18 protein-coding genes are annotated in these 18,418 nt (G+C 64.5%); 12 read left to right on the forward strand and 6 right to left on the reverse strand.

Annotated features, from left to right (window positions below; all coding sequences use genetic code 11):
- Positions 1–386 precede the first annotated feature (386 nt).
- Complete coding sequence (gene ybgC / locus ACVIJ6_RS16380) at positions 387–830, forward strand: tol-pal system-associated acyl-CoA thioesterase (RefSeq protein ID WP_425988291.1); 444 nt, start codon at positions 387–389, stop codon at positions 828–830.
- An 83-nt stretch (positions 831–913) separates the two neighbouring features.
- On the forward strand, positions 914–1,288 hold the full coding sequence (locus tag ACVIJ6_RS16385) for a YbgC/FadM family acyl-CoA thioesterase (RefSeq protein ID WP_456773510.1): 375 nt from the start codon (positions 914–916) through the stop codon (positions 1,286–1,288).
- On the opposite strand, the gene ACVIJ6_RS16390 is transcribed toward ACVIJ6_RS16385, so the two are convergent.
- Positions 1,285–6,066: a DUF3320 domain-containing protein gene (locus ACVIJ6_RS16390; RefSeq protein ID WP_456773511.1), complete on the reverse strand. Its 4,782-nt coding sequence runs from the start codon at positions 6,064–6,066 to the stop codon at positions 1,285–1,287. The two genes, ACVIJ6_RS16385 and ACVIJ6_RS16390, sit on opposite strands and share 4 nt — an antisense overlap.
- A gap of 123 nt (positions 6,067–6,189) precedes the next feature.
- Complete coding sequence (locus ACVIJ6_RS16395; RefSeq protein ID WP_456773512.1) at positions 6,190–6,834, reverse strand: glutathione binding-like protein; 645 nt, start codon at positions 6,832–6,834, stop codon at positions 6,190–6,192.
- A gap of 90 nt (positions 6,835–6,924) precedes the next feature.
- Here ACVIJ6_RS16395 and ACVIJ6_RS16400 point away from each other — a divergent pair, with 90 nt between their 5' ends.
- Positions 6,925–7,605, forward strand: a complete 681-nt coding sequence (locus tag ACVIJ6_RS16400) for a TetR/AcrR family transcriptional regulator (RefSeq protein ID WP_456773513.1) — start codon at positions 6,925–6,927, stop codon at positions 7,603–7,605.
- Here the strand turns inward: ACVIJ6_RS16400 and ACVIJ6_RS16405 are convergent.
- Positions 7,599–8,564 (reverse strand): 2-hydroxyacid dehydrogenase, encoded by a 966-nt coding sequence (locus tag ACVIJ6_RS16405; RefSeq protein WP_456773514.1) that lies wholly within the window; start codon positions 8,562–8,564, stop codon positions 7,599–7,601. The genes ACVIJ6_RS16400 and ACVIJ6_RS16405 overlap by 7 nt on opposite strands.
- 89 nt (positions 8,565–8,653) lie before the next feature.
- Between ACVIJ6_RS16405 and ACVIJ6_RS16410 the strand changes: the two genes are divergently transcribed.
- From ACVIJ6_RS16410 to ACVIJ6_RS16430, 5 genes are all read left to right on the forward strand, one after another.
- Positions 8,654–8,956 carry a hypothetical protein gene (locus tag ACVIJ6_RS16410; protein ID WP_456773515.1) on the forward strand — a complete coding sequence of 101 codons (303 nt, stop codon included), beginning with the start codon at positions 8,654–8,656 and terminating at the stop codon, positions 8,954–8,956.
- Positions 8,957–9,055: 99 nt separating this feature from the next.
- Positions 9,056–9,424, forward strand: a complete 369-nt coding sequence (locus ACVIJ6_RS16415) for a YciI family protein (protein WP_012046719.1) — start codon at positions 9,056–9,058, stop codon at positions 9,422–9,424.
- Positions 9,421–10,686, forward strand: coding sequence for an RNA polymerase sigma factor (locus ACVIJ6_RS16420; RefSeq protein WP_456773516.1), 1,266 nt, complete (start codon positions 9,421–9,423; stop codon positions 10,684–10,686). Before ACVIJ6_RS16415 ends, ACVIJ6_RS16420 begins: the two co-directional genes overlap by 4 nt.
- A gap of 159 nt (positions 10,687–10,845) precedes the next feature.
- Positions 10,846–11,214 (forward strand): DoxX family protein, encoded by a 369-nt coding sequence (locus ACVIJ6_RS16425; RefSeq protein WP_456777001.1) that lies wholly within the window; start codon positions 10,846–10,848, stop codon positions 11,212–11,214.
- Positions 11,215–11,244: 30 nt separating this feature from the next.
- The gene (locus ACVIJ6_RS16430; RefSeq protein ID WP_456773517.1) at positions 11,245–11,658 is read left to right on the forward strand and encodes a VOC family protein; all 414 of its coding nucleotides are present in this window, start codon (positions 11,245–11,247) and stop codon (positions 11,656–11,658) included.
- Positions 11,659–11,671: 13 nt separating this feature from the next.
- On the opposite strand, the gene ACVIJ6_RS16435 is transcribed toward ACVIJ6_RS16430, so the two are convergent.
- Together ACVIJ6_RS16435 and ACVIJ6_RS16440 are read right to left on the reverse strand one after the other, a co-directional pair.
- Entirely contained in the window at positions 11,672–12,106 is a 435-nt protein-coding gene (locus tag ACVIJ6_RS16435) for a hypothetical protein (RefSeq protein WP_456773518.1), read from the reverse strand.
- Positions 12,107–12,127: 21 nt separating this feature from the next.
- Positions 12,128–12,913 (reverse strand): SDR family NAD(P)-dependent oxidoreductase, encoded by a 786-nt coding sequence (locus tag ACVIJ6_RS16440; protein WP_456777002.1) that lies wholly within the window; start codon positions 12,911–12,913, stop codon positions 12,128–12,130.
- 847 nt (positions 12,914–13,760) lie between these two features.
- Between ACVIJ6_RS16440 and ACVIJ6_RS16445 the strand changes: the two genes are divergently transcribed.
- A complete protein-coding gene (locus ACVIJ6_RS16445; protein WP_456772807.1) occupies positions 13,761–14,726 on the forward strand; it encodes an IS110 family RNA-guided transposase in 966 nt (321 codons plus the stop codon).
- A gap of 436 nt (positions 14,727–15,162) precedes the next feature.
- Entirely contained in the window at positions 15,163–16,374 is a 1,212-nt protein-coding gene (locus tag ACVIJ6_RS16450; protein ID WP_456773519.1) for a hypothetical protein, read from the forward strand.
- A gap of 49 nt (positions 16,375–16,423) precedes the next feature.
- On the opposite strand, the gene ACVIJ6_RS16455 is transcribed toward ACVIJ6_RS16450, so the two are convergent.
- Positions 16,424–16,939, reverse strand: a complete 516-nt coding sequence (locus tag ACVIJ6_RS16455) for a winged helix-turn-helix transcriptional regulator (RefSeq protein ID WP_456773520.1) — start codon at positions 16,937–16,939, stop codon at positions 16,424–16,426.
- A gap of 116 nt (positions 16,940–17,055) precedes the next feature.
- Between ACVIJ6_RS16455 and ACVIJ6_RS16460 the strand changes: the two genes are divergently transcribed.
- Entirely contained in the window at positions 17,056–17,595 is a 540-nt protein-coding gene (locus ACVIJ6_RS16460; protein ID WP_456777003.1) for a dihydrofolate reductase family protein, read from the forward strand.
- Positions 17,596–17,663: 68 nt separating this feature from the next.
- Positions 17,664–18,338 (forward strand): glutathione S-transferase family protein, encoded by a 675-nt coding sequence (locus ACVIJ6_RS16465; protein ID WP_456773521.1) that lies wholly within the window; start codon positions 17,664–17,666, stop codon positions 18,336–18,338.
- The last annotated feature ends 80 nt before the right edge of the window (positions 18,339–18,418 follow it).

Raw genomic sequence — 18,418 nt, forward strand, 5'->3', positions numbered from 1 at the left:
AAGTACTTCTTTCGGCGTGAGTGTCTCTTCGTCAGGTTCCGGCAATGTATACTTTTGATATGAGTGACCGATCTGTAGGGTCACGGAAGAGAAGATCGCCGCATTCACGCAGGCGATGCGGGCGAATGCCCTGAACGGCGACATGCTTTCCGGCGGGCCGTCGTGTCGGTGGTTGCGTATGATTCCCTCCCTGGGCACCAACGCTTCGCGACACTTTGTCTGGCTGGCCGCTATTGATCCCCGGCAAAGTGCATGCCGCATTCACACGGCAGGGCGCTGGAGCTTCCGACTGCAGGAGCCAAGCCCAAGAGTTTTGGCGCTTGCTCAGAAAAGCGCCTCTGTGCAAGACAATTGGTTCTCGGAACCGCAATAATGGGAATCGCAATGTGACAGCCTCTCTTGACGGCGAAATTCGCGACGGACGCCATCAGATGCAGGTCCGCGTCTATTTTGAAGATACAGACTCCGGCCAAATTGTTTATCACGCGAATTTTTTGCGCTTCATGGAACGCGGCAGAACGAATTACTTGCGCCTGCTTGGAACCAATCAGCACGCGCTGCTCCAAGAAGCGCGGAACGGTGCGCCCGGCTTTACCTTTGTTGTCCGTTCGATGACAGTCGATTTTCTAAAGCCGGCGGTCTTGGACGACGTGCTTGACGTCGTCACGCTACCGCAAGAGGTGAGAGGCGCGTCCATTACCTTGCTGCAGGAATGCAGGCGCGCAGACGATCTCTTAGTCACGGCGCGTGTACGCGTAGCCTTTATCTCAGGCGGAAAAGCACAGCGCATCCCGAAGGCGCTGCGGCTTGCTATGGAAGACCATAGGTAAACCTGCTCGCCATTCGCGCCTTAGCCGTCCAGCGACCCAATGAAAGCAACCCGTTAGGCTTCTGTTGCGACATCGTCAAACCAGTGTTTTCGGGGATCGTTTATCACGCCAACTATCTCCGCTTCATGGAGCGCGGCCGCACCAATCATCTGCGGCTGATGGGGGCCGAGCAGCATGCGCTGTTCGCCGAGGCGGCCAGCGAGGCGCCCGGCTTCGCCTTCGTCGTGCGCTCGATGACGCTCGACTTCCTGCGACCGGCACGCATGGACGACGTGCTCGACGTCGTCACTTGGCCGATCGCGGTCAAAGGCGCCTCGATCACGCTGGCGCAGGAGGTGCGGCGCGGAGAGGCCGTGCTCGTCAAGGCCGATGTCCGCGTCGCCTTCATCAGCGGAGGCAAGGCGCAGCCAATCCCAAGGGCGCTGCGCGACCTGATGAAGGCGGACCTCGCCTACTAACTGGTAGAGCCCTGCGCAGCAGGCGAAGCGTCCTGCGGCTTGCTCACCATGTCTCCCTCGCGGCGGAGCTGTCCCGCCTCCAGCAGCTCGCGGAGGCTGCCCTGAACCGCGTCGCGCAACTGGGCGCTGGTCGAGCCGAAGCCGAACAGCCGGGCAACGGCCTGGACCAACTGGTCGTCCTCGGCGCCGTAGTTCTGCTGCACGACCTGGATGATCGCCGCCTTGATCTCGTCCGGCGGCAGCATCTCGGGCTTGCGCATCGATTGCGATTGCACATCCTCACGGTTTCGGACGATGACCGCCTGCCCCGGTACTGCGTAGAACGGACCTCCGGCGATCTGCCCGTTGGCGACAGCCGCGTTCAGGGCTGCTCTCACCGCATCGCGGATGCGATTGCCCGCGCGGGCGAGGCCCCAGGCCGATCTGATCCGTACGATGATTTCCGATTCGTGCACCGGCCCTTCGACGGCGACAATCTCGGCGACGTGGCGCGTCATATCCTTCAGCGAGGTCTCGTGCGGCTCGACCTCCCGGCGCACCCGAAGCTTCGCCTCCTCATACGCGACCACAGCCGGCGTCTGTGCGACCATCGGAGCAACGCGATCCTCGGCCTGTTCCGGTGCAGGCGCCTCGACGCGTGACGGAGGGACCGGCTGCGCCGCGACCGCGCCTTCGTCGACCTCCCGCCAATGCGCCTTGGCCGCCTCGATCGCACGCACGACCTTCTCGGTTTCCTCCTTGGGCCGGAGAAACCAGTCCGTCGACCAGATGCGGTGCAGGACCCAGCCATGCGCCTCCAGCACGTTCTGCCTCAGGCGATCGCGGTCGCGCGCCGAGCGGGACGCATGATATTGCGCCCCGTCGCACTCGATGCCGAGCAGGAAACGGCCGGGCTTGTCGGGATCGACGATCGCGAGATCGATGAAGAACCCGGCCGTGCCGATCTGTGTCTTCACGTCATGCCCGAGCGCCCGCAGCCTGGCGGCGACCTGCTCCTCGAACACCGAATCCGGATCACGGCCGGTCTCCTGCGCGATGTCGAGCTGGCCGGTCTGGGCGAAGGTCAGGAACGTTTTCAGCGCGGCGATGCCGCGGCCTTTGGCGCGCGACAGATCGATGTCGTCGCCGGTGATCGAGGAGAACACCTCGCAGCGCAGCTTGGCGCGCGAGATCAGCACGTTCAGCCGCCGCTCGCCGCCATCCGAATTCAGCGGGCCGAAGCTCATCGACACGAAGCCTTCCTTCGTCCTGCCGTAGCCCATCGAGATGAAGATGACGTCGCGCTCATCGCCCTGGATGTTCTCGAGGTTCTTCACGAAAAACGGCTCGCTCGTGCCGGACGCGAAGAAGTCTTCCGTCTCCGGGCTCTCCTTGCGGAGCATCTCGAGCTGGTCCTGAATGGCCTGGCGCTGTGCCACGGAGAAGGTCGCGACGCCGAGGCTTCTCTGCGGCGTTTCCCGCGCGTGGCGCATGACGGCTTCGGCCACAATCCTTGCCTCCTTGGGATTGGTGCGGCTGCTGCCGCGCTCGTAATGCGCATCGGGATCATAGTTGAACTTCAGTCCCATGCCGGCGACGGCGTCGTAGGGACTGGGCACGATGAACAGCCGGTTGTCGTAGAACTGCTTGTTGGAGACCGCGATCAGCGACTGATGCTTGCTGCGATAGTGCCAGTTCAGCATCCGATGCGACAGACCCTTGGCCAGACAGAGGTCGAGGATGCTTTCGGCGTCCTTGACCTGAAAGGTCGGCTGGTCCTCGTCATCGCGGTCGTCGTCATCATTGCCGGTCAGCTTCGCGAAGAAGCGGGTCGGCGGCAGCTGCCGCTCGTCACCGACCACGACCATCTGCCGGCAGCGCGCGACGGCGCCGAGTGCATCGACCGGCTCGATCTGCGAGGCCTCGTCCACCACGAGCAGATCGAAGGCGATCGCGCCGGGCTTCAGGAATTGCGCGACAGACAGCGGACTCATCAGGAAGATCGGCTTGATCTGCTGAATGACAGGGCCGGCGCGCTCCAGCAACTGCCGGATCGGAAGATGATTACGCCGTCTCGCAATCTCACCATTCAGCACGCCAAGTGGACCGATGCCGCCGGCATTGCGCGGCAGCGCCGCCGCGTGCTCAGAGGCAATCTGATCGCGAGCCAGTTGCATGCGTTCGAGGTCGAGCTTGCGAAAGCCGTCGACGAGCCGGCTGTGCGACTCGCCGTCGAAGCGCTTCAGCTCGGGATGCTCAGCGAAGATCACGCCGCGCATGGCATCGTAATAGGATCTGTCAAAAGCCCGTTCCAGCTCCTCGCCCGGCAAGGAGCCATCGAGCGCCCCATCGACGAGCGCCGCCAGCCCATCCGTGCGCGCCCGGCGCACGCGATCCATGAAAGCGATCCAGCGGGTGAGGCGCTCGGTGGAGCCCTGCCACGCCGACAGGGTCTGGGACAGTTCGTCAAAGCGGATGCGATCACTGGCGTCGAGCGGGATGCGGCCGGGCTCCAGATCCAGAAAACCGATCAGCTGCTGCAGGCCCGACCGCAGGCTGGCGAGATCGCTGTTGAATTGATCGATCGCCTGTCGTTCGTCGGCCGACAGCGTGAGCCGCGTCAACAATTGGCGCGCGTCGTCGTTCGCGAGTGATTTCGGGAATGCGTTCCACCAGGCTGTGAGTTTCGAAAGCGCATCCCAATCCGACTGCTCCTTGTGCCACGCGGTTCCAAACGCAGCGCTGCCGGCGCTCTCGACCTGTTCGAAGGACCGGCGCGCGGCCTGCGCCGCCATCAGGCCGTCGATCAGCAGAAGGCGCTGATCGAGCGCTTTCGGCATCTGCACTTTCAAATACGAGCTCAGCAGCGCCATCTGCGCGCGATAGTTCGTGCTGAGGAGGCGAAGCCAGGAGTTGCCTTTCTCCGCGATCACCTTGCGGCAATCGGCCATCGATGCATCCCAGGCGGACTCCACGAAAGCGGATTCGAACGCCGTCTTCAATTTGGCATAGCGGAGACCCTTGTCGACGAGGTCGGCGACCTCATGGGGCCGGCTCCATATCGGATCCCGGAAAGCAGCCTTGTCGCACTCCGGCATCGCTGCCACGGCTTCTGCGCATGCCAGCACGCCTGCGGCATCCGCCAATGTGACCGCCGCAGGCAGATCGAGCAGTGAGCCGATGCGCCCCGCTGCCGTGGTGACGCGGCCGAGAACCTCCGCAATGTCACCCAGCGACGTTCGCAGCTCTGCCATCTCGGCGGGGTCCAGCGCGTCGCGGTTGACGCCGCGCCAGGGGTGCAGATGAGGTGGCCCATCGGATGCAATCCGTTCGGCCAGCTCTGCGATCAGCTCGCGCCGCCGTTCCAGTTCCAAGGGAGTCCAGGAGGGCGCGCCCTGCAAGGGCAGCGCCGGCTGTGCGGAGGATTCTCCGCAGCGCAGGAGATGGCCGAGCAACCGGAACGGCGTCAGCCTGCTCGGCTGGTGCGGGCGGTGCATCATCTCGGCGTGCTGATTCAGACTGTCGCGACTGTCGGTGAGACGCTGCACCAGTGTCGGCTCGCCGCGTGGTGCGGGCACCCGGGCCGTCTTGCAGCGCTTGAGTTCCTCTAGCAGAGCGCGCTTGTTCGCCTTGTTGGAGTGAAGCTCGAGGGCCAGGGAGCCGAGGCCAACTGCCTTCAACCGGCGGTGCACGACGTCCAACGCCGCCATCTTTTCGGCGACGAACAGAACCGTCTTCCCCTCGGCGGCGGCCGTGGCGATGATGTTGGTGATGGTCTGCGACTTGCCGGTTCCCGGCGGCCCCTTGACGACGAGGTCGCGCCCGCGCACGACCTCCTCGATCACTACAGCCTGCGATGAATCCGCGTCGACGACATGGTTCATCGCGATCGGCTGGATGACCGGATCGATCTTGCCATCGTCGGCCACGATCGGCTCGGATGCTTCGAAGCCGTTTTGGAGCAGCGCCGTGATCAGCGGGTGCCGATCCAGCGCGCCGTCTGCGGGCCAGGTCTCGGGATCGAGATCGCGATACATCAGGAACTTGGAGAATGAGAAGAAGCCGAGAACGATCGCGTCCGACTTGACCTCCCACGTCTTCTTGGTCGCGACCGTCTCCGCGATCCCGGCCAGATAGCTCGCGATATCGACGTCGTCCTCGTCGCCAAAATCCTCGATCTTGAGCCCGAACTCCTCGTTGAGCTTGGCTTGTAGCGAGAGGTTGGGCGAGGGCGGTTCGGCGCGGGAGACGAGATGAAAGCGCTCGGCAGCGCTGCTGCGTTCCAGGCGCACCGGCAGCAGCACCAGGGGAGCAAGCCGCTCGACCTCGGATTTCTCATCCTCGAACCATTTGAGCAGTCCGAAGGCGAGGTAGAGGATGTTGACGCCCTGTTCCTCCTCCAGCGTTCTGGCGTCGTACCAGATATCCAGCAGCCGCTTCTGCAGCGCCTCGGATGACAACCGAGTCTGCAGCCGCGTTTCGGACGGCCGGGCCTGCGCGTCCGAACCTTCCCCGTTCTGTCGTGCCGCCGCCTCGGGCGCCGTGGTCGCGATGACGGGCGTTGCGGTCGCCGCCGCGCCCTCGGCCTCCGGTGCTGTCTCCGTCTTCGATGGCAGGAAGGTGAAACGCTTGCCTTCCTTGAGGAGTTCGAACAGCGTCGCCGAGCGCGCGTCGGCGATCTCGATGGTCCGGATGTTCTTGGTCTTGAGCGGGATGTGCACGAGCCGATTGCGCGTGCCCAAATCGAGCAGCGCGCGCCGGTCCGCCAGCAATCTGTCGCGTACGGATGTTCCTGCCACGTGCAATCCTCCTGCGATTCGAGGATTGCAACCCGACGTCTCTGCGGTCAAGTATTGGATACCGTGCCGACTCGGTCCGCTGCGCAGCTGTAGCGCTGCGCGACGAAGATGACACGCATCCGGCTATGCCGCCGCTCTGTGGCGCGCCAGTTCCGTCTTGTAGAGCTCGAACTCCTCGGCGATGGCGCGTGCGATCGCCGGTCGCTGGCGCAGACGCTCGTAGTAGGCCTTCACCGCTGGCCATTTGGCGAGCTCGATCGGCGGCGTTGCCATGGTCCAGTTGATCACCGTCACAAGATAGGCGTCCGCGACGCTGAAATGGTCGAGCAGATGATCTCGGTTGCGCAGATGGGTCTCGAGATGATCAAGGCGCGACAGGTTCTTCTTCAGAACATGCATCTTCATGTCGTCGGGGGCGGTCTTGTCGAGAATCGGAATGAACAGGCCCTTGTGCAGCTCGGTGCCGATGAAGCAGAGCCATTGATGCAGCCGGCTCCGATCCATGCCGGGACTGGTGCCGAGTTTGGCCTCGGGAAAGCGGTCGGCGACATATTGCAGAATGGCCGCGTTCTCGGTCAGCAGGTCGCCGTCATCGGTGCGGAGGGTCGGCACGAGGCCGAGCGGATTGACAGTACGAAAATCCGAGCCGTCGTTGAGGACGATTTTCGTCTTTGGATCGACCTCGAGGTAGTTTGCGTGTGCGCCCGCTTCATAGAGCGCGACGCGGGTGGCGAGCGAGCAGGCGAGCGGCGAGAAATACAAGTCCATGGACGTCTCCCTGGGGCTCCGGACCGGAGCGTTCATTGATTTTTATACTGTCTCGCATAATATATCGGCGGTCAAGGATTTTAGTGCGAAATGGTACAAAAAAAGAAGGGGCCTTCGTCTGAAGGCTCCGTCCCCGAGCAAGCGGCCGCGCGACCCGAACCGAAACGGCGCGGGCGGCCGCGCGCCTATGAGCCGGATGTCGCTCTGGGCAAGGCGCTCGATCTGTTCCGGACGACGGGCTTCGCGGCGACGTCGCTCGACGATCTCAGTGCCGCAACGGGCATGAATCGGCCGAGCCTCTATGGCGCGTTCGGCGACAAGCGCGAGCTCTACATCAAGAGCTATCAGCGCTATCGCGACAATGCCCGCGCCGCGATGGGCGAGATCTTCCGCCATGACTGGCCGGTGCGGCGACAGCTGGAGCATATCTTCGCCGCTGCGCTGGACATCTATCTCTCCGGCGAGGAGGGGCCGCGCGGCTGCTTCACGGTGATGACGGCGGGGTCGGAAGCCGTGGCCGATCCCGATATCCGCGCCATGGTGCAGAACGCGCTGACCGAGCTCGACAGAGCGTTCGCGCATTGCTTCCGCCGCGCCAAGGAGAAGGGCGAACTGCCTGAGGGCGCCGACCCGGTGGTACTGGCGCAGCTCGCCTCGGCCACGATCCATTCGATCGCGGTCCGCGCCCGGGCGCGGGTGCCGCGCCCGGAGCTGGAGGCGATCGTCGCCGGCGCGATCGACTTGATGCTGGGCGGCAGATCGCGTCAGTAGCCCCTGACGCGATCGACCAGGTTGCGCAGCGCGCCGCCGGCCTCGAAGGTCGCGATCTGCTCGGCGACGTAGCGCGAGATCGCGTCGGCATCGGTGTCGGCCGCATTGTGCGGCGTCAGCACGACCTTCGGATGCGTCCAGAACGGACTGTCGGCGGGCAGCGGCTCCTGTCCAAACACGTCGAGCGAGACGGCACCGAGTGTGCCGTCGTCGAGGCAGGCGAGGATGTCGGCCTCGTTCTGCAGGCCGCCGCGGCCGGCATTGATCATGATCGGCGCACCGAGCGGCGACGAGCGCCGCAGCTTGGCGAACATCTTGCGGTCAAGAATGCCGAGGGTATTTGCCGTCAGCGGCAGCAGCGACACGAGAATGTCGGTCCGCTCCAGGAACGCGTCGAGCTGCGCCCCGCCATGGAAGGTCTCGATGCCTGCAACCTGCTTTTCGCTGCGGCTCCAGCCAGCGACCTGGAAGCCGATGCGCCTGAGGACCTCGGCCGCATCGATCCCGAGCGTGCCCAGCCCGAGAATGCCGACGCCGATCGCGGCTGCCGGCCATTGATATTTCGGTGCCCAGCGTTTCACGCGCTGCGACTCGCGCAGGTAAAGCTCCTGACGATGATGCATGAGCACGTGCAGAACGACATATTCGGTCATGCGCGCCGTGAGATCGTCCACCGCGACGCGGACCAGCGGCACGCTCGGCAAGGTCTTGTCGGCCATCAGCGCATCGACGCCGGCGCCGAGATTGAAGATCACGCGCAGATTCGGAAAGCCGGCGAGCTCACCGGGGACCGGCTTCCACACCGCGGCGTAGTGCACCTCGGCCAGGTCGAGGCCGGCATTGGGCAGCAGCACCACCGGACGGTCGCCGCAGACGTCGTCGAAACGTGTCTTCCAGCGCTGCGGCGACCAATTGTCGGTGCCGCCATGGATCAGGAGCGCCAACGCGCCTTTGCTCATCGGAAGGTCCTCGAAGCTTGAGTGATCTGCCCCACATACCAGATCGCGCGGGCAGGCCAATCTCCGAACGTCAACACGGAGACATCGTCATGCGCAAATTGCTTCTCACCACCGCCTTCATTCTCGCCTCTGCCGCGGTCCAGGCTCAGACCATCGACGTCGGCGGGATTCTGTCGGCCAACGGCATCTCCCTCGGCAACAGCGGCGGCCAGCAGGGGGCCGCGCCGGGCATGACCCAGGGCGCCGGCAACCAGGCGGGCCAGGGCGCCGCAGGTCAAGGGCAGGGACAGGGCCAGTCGCAGCGGCAGGCGGGGCGTGCCAAGCAGCCGCGCGAAAGCGCGCAGGAGACGCGGGCGCGCAACATTGCCGCCAAGTACGGCATATCCTGGTAGACTGGCTGTTCCAGCCTGCGGAACACGTGAAAATTCTTCGTCGCGTTGTCGGTTGCAGGCATACTTCCCCGTCTTGAAGACGAAGGGAGATGCCTGCCGATGCTATACGCGCTGCTTTGCTATCACGACGAGGACGTCGTTTGCGCCTGGAGCAAGGACCAGGATGCCGCGGTCATGGCCAAGCTCGCGGTCATCCAGGAGAAGCTCGCCAAGCAGGGACGGCTCGGGCCGGTGGCGCGGCTGTTGCCGACCACGGCGGCGACGACCCTGCGCAAGGAGGACCCGCCGCTCGTGCTCGATGGTCCCTATGCCGAGACCAAGGAGCAGCTGCTCGGCTTCTACATCGTCGACTGCGCCAATCTCGACGAGGCGCTGGCAGTTGCGCGCGAGCTCGGCGAGGCCAATCCCGGCGGGTCGTATGAAATCCGTCCTGTTGGGACGTTCAGGCCGGGCGGAGCGCTGACATGACCGACGGGGCCTGGATCGATGCAACGCTGACATCAGCACGTCCCCAGGCCGTCGGCGCGCTGCTGCGCTATTTCCGTGACCTCGACGCCGCCGAGGAGGCGTTCCAGAACGCCTGCCTGCGCGCCCTGAAAAGCTGGCCGCAGAACGGCCCGCCGCGCGATCCCGCGGCGTGGCTGATCATGGTCGGACGCAATGCCGGGATCGACGATGTCCGGCGGGTCCGCCGCGAGCAGCCGCTGCCGGATGATGAGGCGATCTCCGATCTCGACGATGCCGAGAGCGCGCTCGCCGACCGGCTCGACGGCTCGCACTACCGCGACGACATCCTGCGGCTGCTGTTCATCTGCTGCCACAAGGAGCTGCCGGCAACGCAGCAGATCGCCCTGGCGCTGCGCGTCGTGTCCGGGCTGACGGTGAAGCAGATCGCCCGTGCCTTCCTGGTCAGCGAGGCCGCGATGGAGCAGCGTATCACCCGGGCCAAGGCGCGCGTCGCGCAAGCGAACGTGCCGTTCGAGACGCCGGGCGCGGTGGAGCGCGCGGAGCGGCTGGTGGCGGTCGCCGCCATGATCTACCTCATTTTCAACGAGGGCTATTCGGCCAGCGGCGAGGCCGCCGCGCTCCGCCAGCCGCTGTCGGAGGAGGCGATCCGGCTGGCGCGGCTGCTGCTGCGGCTGTTCCCGGGCGAGCCGGAGATCATGGGCCTCATGGCGCTGCTGCTGTTGCAGCATGCACGCAGCGCCGCCCGCTTCGATGCCGAGGGCTTGCCGATCCTTCTGGAGGACCAGGACCGCACGCTGTGGAATCAGCCGATGATCGCCGAAGGCCTGGCGCTGATCGACAAGGCGATACGGCATCGCCGCAGCGGCCCCTACCAGATCCAGGCGGCGATCGCGGCGCTGCATGCACGTGCCATCAGTCCGGAGGACACCGACTGGACGCAGATCGACCTGCTCTATGGCGCGCTCGAAGTGGTGCAGCCGTCGCCGGTCGTGACGCTCAATCGCGCCGTGGCGGTGTCGAAGGTGCGCGGCGCCCAGGCGGCGCTCGATCTGATCGCGCCACTCGAGACCCGGCTCGCCAACTATTTTTACTTTTTCGGTGTGCGTGGCGCGCTGCTGATGCAGCTCGGGCGCAATGACGAGGCGCGCACCGCCTTCGATCGCGCCATCGCGCTGGCACACAGCTCGGCCGAGGCCGCGCATATCCGCATGCAGCTCGACCGTCTGATGCGTGACAGCGCCACGGCGCGTCCGGGGCGATGAGCCGCATCGGACATCGCGGGACGTCGGCTTGGGAATCCGTGCAACAATTTCGTCGGATCTGTCGGCGGCACGAAGGCTCGATCGTCCTGGGAGCAGCATCACGGAAAGGAGCTTGAAATGTCGACGATCACCCTGGACCAGCCGGTCTCGCGCGCTGAACTGTGGGGCGGCCGCATCCTGAGCGGGCTGGTGATCCTGTTCCTGTCGTTCGATGGCGCGATCAAGCTCATCCCGCTTGATGTGGTCACCCAGACCATGGATCAGATGGGCTATGGCGGCAGCGACGCCATGGCCCGGGCGCTCGGGCTGATCACGCTGCTCTGCACATTGCTCTATGCACTGCCCTCGATGTCGCTGCTGGGTGCGATCCTGCTCACCGGCTATCTCGGCGGCGCCATCGCCGCGCATGTCCGCATCGGCAGTCCGCTGTTCAGCCACGTGCTGTTCGGCCTCTATCTCGGGCTGATGGTGTGGGGCGGCCTGTGGCTGCGCGACCGCCGCCTGCGCGCGCTGCTGCCGCTGCGCTGACGCATCAGCTTTCCAACCAAGGAGGATGACATGATCTGTCCCTATCTCACCTTCAATGGCGACTGCGAGCAGGCCCTGAAGCACTATGGCACTGTGCTCGGCGCGAAGATCGACATGATGATGCGCTATGGCGAGGCTCCGCCCGAGATGCCGTCGGCGCCGGAGCACAAGGACAGGATCATGCACGTCCGCTTCTCGATCGGCGGCGATGTCCTGATGGCGTCCGATTCTCCGCCCGAATATTATCAGGGCAAGCCGCAGGGCATCTCCGTCTCGCTGCAGATCGACGATGTCGCCGACGCCGAGCGCAAGTTCAACGCGCTGATCGACGGTGGCACCGTCACCATGCCATTCGGCAGGACGTTCTGGTCCAAGGGCTTCGGCATGGGTGTCGATCGCTTCGGCATTCCCTGGATGATCAACTGCCCAGCCGAGGGCTTTTGACCGCATCCCGACGTCAGCGGCAGGAGGCGTACATCGCCTTCAGCTCTTGCCCGCGCAGCATCAGGAGCCGCGACGTCAGGCCGCCGCGGCGCGCGATCCAGCCGCGCACCGGCGCTGGATAGGTCTGCAGCACCAGCTTCGAGGCCTCGGGCTCGGCATAAGTCCGCCCCCGACGATCGACCGAGCGCGCCGCGTGGAAACCGAGCACGGCGCAGATGCGGTCTTCGGGCAAGACGGACAGCACCAGCGTACAGGCCGACAGGCATGGGCCGTCGATCACCACGCGCTCGCCGGAGGCACGGACCTTCTCGAACAGGCTGAGAAATGGCCCGACCTCGCCGCCGGGCGAAGAGATGATGCGGATATCGGCGCGCGCCAGCATCGTGGCGATCCCCCACAGCACCACCGCGAGGAGCAAGGTCAGGATGATGCGCATCCGGCTCGGCATGGTCTCATGCGCTCCTGCGTCCTATGCGTTCCTGCGTTCACCGCGCAAGGTCGGCAGCCCGATTCCGGCCGCGTCGAAGCCGCCGTCGACCGCCAGCACCTGGCCCGTAATATAGCTCGATCGCTCCGAGCTGAGGAAGAAGATGGCCTCCGCCAGCTCCTCTTCAAGGCCGTAGCGGTTGAGCGGGATCGCGTCGTGATAGTCGGCGCGAATCTCCGGCGTATGGACGGCCTTTGCCATCGCGGTCTCCACCGGTCCCGGCGCGACCGCATTGACGCGGATGCCGGCGGAGGCGAGTTCCACCGCGAGCTGCTTGGTCAGATGCGCCAGGGCCGCTTTGCTGGTGCCGTAGGCGGAGCGCAGCGTGGATGCGCGCACGGCCGAGATCGAGGTGATGTTGACGATGGCCCCGCCATGCTCGCGCATCAGCGGCACCGCGGCCCGCGTGCAAAGAAACGGTCCGGTCAGATTGACGTCGAGGATGCGTTGCCAGTCGGTCTCGGTCGTCTCCATGATCGGGGCGAAGCGTGCGACGCCGGCATTGTTGACCAGCGCATCGAGCCGGCCGAACCGCCGGGTGATGCGCTCCAGCGCGTCGGCCACCATGGCCGCGTCCGATACATCGCAATGCAACGCGAGGGTTCGATCCGGGCACCGGAGAGCGGATGTGGCGTGGTCGAGCAGTTGTTGCTCGATGTCGAGCAGGGCCACGCGCCAGCCCTCGTGCAGGAATCGCTTCGCAGTCGCAAGCCCGATGCCGCGCGCCGCCCCGGTGATCAAGGCGACCTTGTCGTTCGGTATCGCCATTGGTGCTTCCGTCACGGTCGTCGGCTCCTTCGGCCGGTGGCCCGGCTCTTGGCTGTTGTGATTGCTAACACGCGCGGCGCGGACCGGCTGTGAAGGCCGTCACAATTGTGAGTGTGCTTTCAATTTGAATCGCTGCATAAGGCAGCCAAGTTCGCTGTCCTTGTCAAACAGCCAAGGGTAGCAGGAGGGGCATCGGCTCGCGTTCTCGCGGCGCGCAGGCGCCCGAGCCTTGCTCGATTGTCTCTCGCTGATCAAAGGGAGCAGGGGAGGCCGGGAGCTCGCCGCCCGCATGGCCCCGTGCGTAAGAGAATGCACGGGCAGGAACCACAGGTTCGGCTGGGACATCCCGGCCTTCCCCGCGCGATGGGCTTACGGCTTATACGCGCTCCCCGGGGACCGGCTTGATTGCCCCCGTTTTTGCCACAATGCGTACGCGCATCGGACACGACATCAGCATCGGGATGCCAGGACCACACGATTTCGCCGTACGCGCCGCGTTGTTCGTCCACGTGTCCTTCATATGAGCATGATCTTGTCGGAAAGCTATGGCGCAATGCGCGTCATCACCTCCGGTTCCGAATCATGCTCCACGCTGCAACATCGACGCGTCCACCGCGTCCCGCTCCCAACGTTCGTAACGATCGCGAAACGTCCCTTGTGTTCAGAAAGTCTGTCAGAATGTGCGAACGGGCGGTTCTCGCAAAACCGCCCGTCGCAGGATCTGAGCCCGTAACGCCCCAAACGCGGCAGAGCCTGTTTCAGAGCGAGGGACAGCTCCGGTGATCTTCCTCAACCCGAACAGTTGCAAGGGCCTCGAGCCCATACAAGGCAAGGAAGGGAGTGGATGATGACACAGATCGCAAACGGTGTCGCCGGCATCGATGTGGCCAAGGACAAGGTGGACGGCTGCATTCGCGGTCTCGGACTACGGCAGACGTTCCCGAGCACTCCGCAAGGGCACCGCCAGCTGTTGGCCTTGCTTCGCAAGCACAAGGTGAACAAGGCCGTCATGGAGGCCACTGGCGGCTATGAGCGCGAATGGGCCAAGGTGTTGCGCCAGGCAGGCGTGGAGGTGCGGATCGTCGATCCCAAGCGGGTTCGCAACTTTGCCCTATCGGCCGGTCGACTGGCGAAGAACGACACGATCGATGCGGAGATGATCGCCTGGTTCGCCGAGACGTTCAACGACGCACCGAGCCAGACCTACGACGCTGCCCGCGAGGAACTGGCGGGACTGGTGAAAGCACGCAAGAACCTGATGGATCTGAAAACCCGTCTACAGAACCAGCACGAACATGTCGTGCCGGGATTGGCGCAGAAGGCCCATTCCCAGGTGTTGAAGACGCTCGCGGCACAGATTGCAAAGCTTGAGGCTGCGATCTCGGCCAAGGTCAAGGCCACACCGGAGTTTGCCGAGCGCGCCGAGATCATCGAAAGTGTTCCAGGGCTTGCCGGAACGACCTCCGCGATCCTCATTGCAGGAGCGCCGGAGCTCGGCAAGGTGAGCGACGAGATCGCCGCCGCCCTGATCGGGGTCGCTCCTTACGACGATGACAGTGGCAAGCGCCGAGGCGAGCGCCACATCAAGGGTGGCCGGCGCTGGGTGAGAAACGGCCTGTTTCTTCCCTGCCTCGGCGCAGCAACCCAGCATAATCCGGTGCTCAAGGCCTACTATGAGCGCCTCACCGCCAAGGGCAAGGAGCCGAAAGTTGCGCTCATCGCCTGCATGCGCAAGTTGATCATCATCCTCAACACGATGATCGCCCGCGGGGAGAAGTGGAATCCCAAGCCGCCACGCGTTGCGGTGAGCTGATCGAGCGCCACGCCGCGCTCGGTCCGCGACCGAGCGCATGCCAAGCCAACAGGACGGCGAGCGGACGGGGTCAAGGCCTTCAGCCGCCGAAGGCGGAGGCGCGTCTCGCGCCAGCCTTGAGGCCGGCCGATCGCCGGCCTACCTCAACAGCACAGTTGCTCTCGATCGGCACCAGGACGGGACGAGAAGAGCATTGTTTCTGAAAAGACGAAAGAAGAAAAAATTTACGGAGCGGACTGGACACGGATGAGCGACTTGAAAGTCTTCAGGAAAAAAGCGCTGTGGCGCAGTCGCTGCGAGGTCGACCCGCAGCGTCCCGGACCGGGTTTCCCCGGCCACCGCGATCGCGACACCGCGGGCTGATCTGCCGTCGGGTCACGGTTTGGACGAATCCTGAGCGGGTAGCGTACAGTATAAGAGTCTCGGTAGAATCGACATGGACCGTCAATTCCTCAGCCACCGAATCACCATCGTGACCCGGAGCACGGAGCAGCAGGTGCTGTTGCGTGAGCCGGGCAGTCTTGCGCGCGCGCGTGGCGCGCTGTTGTGGTCATGCGTGGTCCTTGGTCTGGCTGCGAGCAGCGGAGCTCGGGCAGACGATTCGGTCGCGGCCAAGCCCGCTCCGCTCGAGCAGGCCGTGCCGCCGCAATCCCCGACATCAAAGTCCGAGCCGGAGACGGTTGGTCGGCCGGCGGAGGTGCAGACGACAGGTCCGAAGGTCGTGGTGCCGTCGACCGAGGTAGGGAAGCCGGTAACAGCCGAACGGAAGAGCGATGCGCGCAGCGCGGCGCGCGATGCCAAGGACACCAAGAACCTCTCCGTCCCGCAGCGGGTGCTGCCGGCCGAGGTCGCGCAGAAGATCGGCCGCAAGATCTGGCTCAACGAAGCCGGCGGCCGACGCGATGCAATCACGTCCTGGAATGCGGGCGAAGAATTTGCCTCGCTCGGGATCGGACATTTCATCTGGTACCCGGTCACCGCGAAGCCGCCCTATGAGGAAGGTTTCCCCGGGCTGGTCGCGTTTCTCCGCAAGGGCAAGACGCCGCTGCCGGCATGGCTCGACAAGACGCCGATTCCGGCCTGCCCGTGGACGAGCCGGGCCGACTTCAAGCGGAATTTCAATTCGCCGCAGATGCGACAATTGCGGCAGTTCCTCCTGGATACGATGGCGGAGCAGACGCAGTTTCTGGTGGCGCGTGCGCAAGGCGCGATGGACAAGATCCTCGCGAATACGCCCGACAGTGCCGAACGCGAGCACATCGTCGCGCAATATTCCCGTGTCGTGCGCGCCTCGGAGGATCTCTATCCGCTGATCGACTACATCAACTTCAAGGGCGAGGGCACCAACCCGTCGGAGACCGCGGTCGACAAGGAAACCGGTCAGCGCCAGGGCTGGGGCCTCAAGCAGGTGCTGCTCAAGATGAATGGCACGACCACCGAGCCGAAAGCCGTGCTCGCCGAATATTCCGACGCCGTCCAGATCGTGCTGCAGCAGCGGGTCCGCAATCTCCCCTCCAACCGCATCTGGGAGGCGGGCTGGCTGCGCCGCGCCGAGACCTATCGTCGTCCGATCGCGCAGCTGGAGCAGGTGCCGGAACGCGCGCCACGCAAATCATCGCGCTACAGGGCGGACAATACGCGGTTCTGACGCGCGGCCGGGCAGGGCGCGCGGCTCGGGTCTGTCTGCAATCGAAGCCTCAGCTGCGGCGCGTCTCGGCCTGCTCGGCAAGCACCCTTTGATAGGCTGCCTGCAGTCGCTCACCGACGCTGGGACCGGCCTTCTTGCGTCGCTTGATGCCGAGATGGATCTCGCGCAACTCGTCCATGAACTCGGCCCACATTTTGGGGCCGCCCTCCATCAGCAGCTTGGCGCGGATGCCGAGTTCCTCTGACACCGGCAGATATTTGTAACCCCAGCCTGCCATCTGCGCGAGGATCGGCAGCAGCTCGATGCCCTGCTCGGTCAGGGAATAGATGCCCTTCTGCTTGTGGCTCGGATCGTCATCGCGGCTGATGATGCCGGCGGCGAGCAGGGTCTTGAGCCGATCGGCCAGGATGTTGGAGGAGATGCCCTCCTCGGATCCGCCGAGCAGCTCGCGATAGTGGCGGCGATTTCCGAACATCATGTCACGGATGATCAAGAGACTCCATTTGTCGCCGATGACCTCGAGCGTGAGGTTGATCGGGCAGCCGGAGCGCTGAAGGTCTGACATGGAAATCTCTGGGTGCGGTCGCCAATAAAACTGCTTGCAATATTGCATCGGTCTCGGCATTCTCAAACTGCTTGCAAAATGAAAGCAGTTTGGGAGGTGAGTCCGTGGCCAGGCTGGTGATGTGGAACATGATGACGCTCGACGGCATGGTCGCGGGCGCGGAGGGCGACATTTCCTGGCACGAGGACGTCTGGGGCCCGGAGCTCGAGCAGCTTTCCGAGGCGCAGTTGAACGAGGCCGGAGGATTGCTGTTCGGGCGGGTGACCTACGATCTGATGGCGGGCTATTGGCCGTCGCAGACCAGCGTGATCGCCGACTTCATGAACGCCATTCCGAAATATGTCGCCTCGCGCAAGCTGTCCGTTCTCGCATGGTCGAATGCGCATCTGCTGGGCGATCAGCCCGCGGCCGAGGTCGACAGGCTCAAGAAGGCGAGCGCCAAGGACCTGTTCCTGTTCGGCAGCGCGGATTTCGCCGCCACGCTCATGGCGCACGATGTGATCGATGAGTATCGCATCGCGATCAATCCGCGCGTGCTCGGCGGTGGAGCGCCGCTGTTTAAGCCGGGTCAGGCGATGAAGCTCCGGTTGATCGACAGCCGCCCGCTGTCCAGCGGCGTCGTGATCGTGCGCTATGTGCCTGCGCGGGAGGCGTAGGCGCTGTCGGCGTCGCGCGAGCGGGAGCTCAGCCAAACGTCGCCTTCCTTGACCAGTCAGGAGCACCGATGTCCCTCACCCTCTACTATCATCCGCTGTCGTCGTTCTGCTGGAAGGTTCTGATCGCGCTGTATGAGAACCACATTTCGTTCACGCCAAGGCTGATCAATCTGGGCGACGCCGACGATCGCGCGGCGTTTCTGAAGCTGTGGCCGATCGGCAAATTCCCGGTGCTGCGCGACGAGCAAAGCCAGCGCACGATCCCGGAGTCGAGCATCATCATCGAATATCTCGATCGGCACTTTGCCGGAGCGACGCGCTTCATTCCCGGCGACCCGGACCTCGCGCTGCGAACGAGGCTGCGCGATCGGTTTCTCGATCTCTATCTGCACATGCCGACGCAGACCATCGTATTTGACCGGCTGCGGCCGAGCGATGCGCGCGATCCGCTTGGCGTCGCCGATGCGCGGGCACGGCTGCGCACATCCTACGCGATGCTCGAAACCGAGCTTCCCTCCGCGGGGTGGGCGATGGGGGAGAGCTTCACGCTGGCGGATTGCGCGGCCCTGCCGGCGTTGTTCTACGCCGAGAAAGTGGAACCCTTCGGTGACGCGCTGAAGACGGTACCTGCCTATCTCGACCGGCTGAAGGCGCGGCGATCCGTTGCGCGCGTCCTCGCCGAGGCGGAGCCTTATTTCCACATGTTCCCGAGCGAGCCTGCGCCGACCTCCGCGCGAAATTAATTGCAGAGCCGTGTCGGAGGTCACGGGAGCCGATCGTCTTTCTGAGAAGGGCAGGACAATCCTGCCGCAGCTTCAGGGAG

It is taken from the genome of Bradyrhizobium sp. USDA 4369 (genome assembly GCF_054056435.1).

Bases quoted from the DNA above. Each gene is read 5' to 3' on its own strand.
- ACVIJ6_RS16395 (WP_456773512.1), bottom strand. From the start codon at position 6,834: ATGGACTTGTATTTCTCGCCGCTCGCCTGCTCGCTCGCCACCCGCGTC.
- ACVIJ6_RS16400 (WP_456773513.1), top strand. From the start codon at position 6,925: ATGGTACAAAAAAAGAAGGGGCCTTCGTCTGAAGGCTCCGTCCCCGAG.
- ACVIJ6_RS16405 (WP_456773514.1), bottom strand. From the start codon at position 8,564: ATGAGCAAAGGCGCGTTGGCGCTCCTGATCCATGGCGGCACCGACAAT.
- ACVIJ6_RS16410 (WP_456773515.1), top strand. From the start codon at position 8,654: ATGCGCAAATTGCTTCTCACCACCGCCTTCATTCTCGCCTCTGCCGCG.
- ACVIJ6_RS16415 (WP_012046719.1), top strand. From the start codon at position 9,056: ATGCTATACGCGCTGCTTTGCTATCACGACGAGGACGTCGTTTGCGCC.
- ACVIJ6_RS16420 (WP_456773516.1), top strand. From the start codon at position 9,421: ATGACCGACGGGGCCTGGATCGATGCAACGCTGACATCAGCACGTCCC.
- ACVIJ6_RS16430 (WP_456773517.1), top strand. From the start codon at position 11,245: ATGATCTGTCCCTATCTCACCTTCAATGGCGACTGCGAGCAGGCCCTG.
- ACVIJ6_RS16435 (WP_456773518.1), bottom strand. From the start codon at position 12,106: ATGCCGAGCCGGATGCGCATCATCCTGACCTTGCTCCTCGCGGTGGTG.
- ACVIJ6_RS16440 (WP_456777002.1), bottom strand. From the start codon at position 12,913: ATGGCGATACCGAACGACAAGGTCGCCTTGATCACCGGGGCGGCGCGC.
- ACVIJ6_RS16445 (WP_456772807.1), top strand. From the start codon at position 13,761: ATGACACAGATCGCAAACGGTGTCGCCGGCATCGATGTGGCCAAGGAC.
- ACVIJ6_RS16450 (WP_456773519.1), top strand. From the start codon at position 15,163: ATGGACCGTCAATTCCTCAGCCACCGAATCACCATCGTGACCCGGAGC.
- ACVIJ6_RS16455 (WP_456773520.1), bottom strand. From the start codon at position 16,939: ATGTCAGACCTTCAGCGCTCCGGCTGCCCGATCAACCTCACGCTCGAG.
- ACVIJ6_RS16465 (WP_456773521.1), top strand. From the start codon at position 17,664: ATGTCCCTCACCCTCTACTATCATCCGCTGTCGTCGTTCTGCTGGAAG.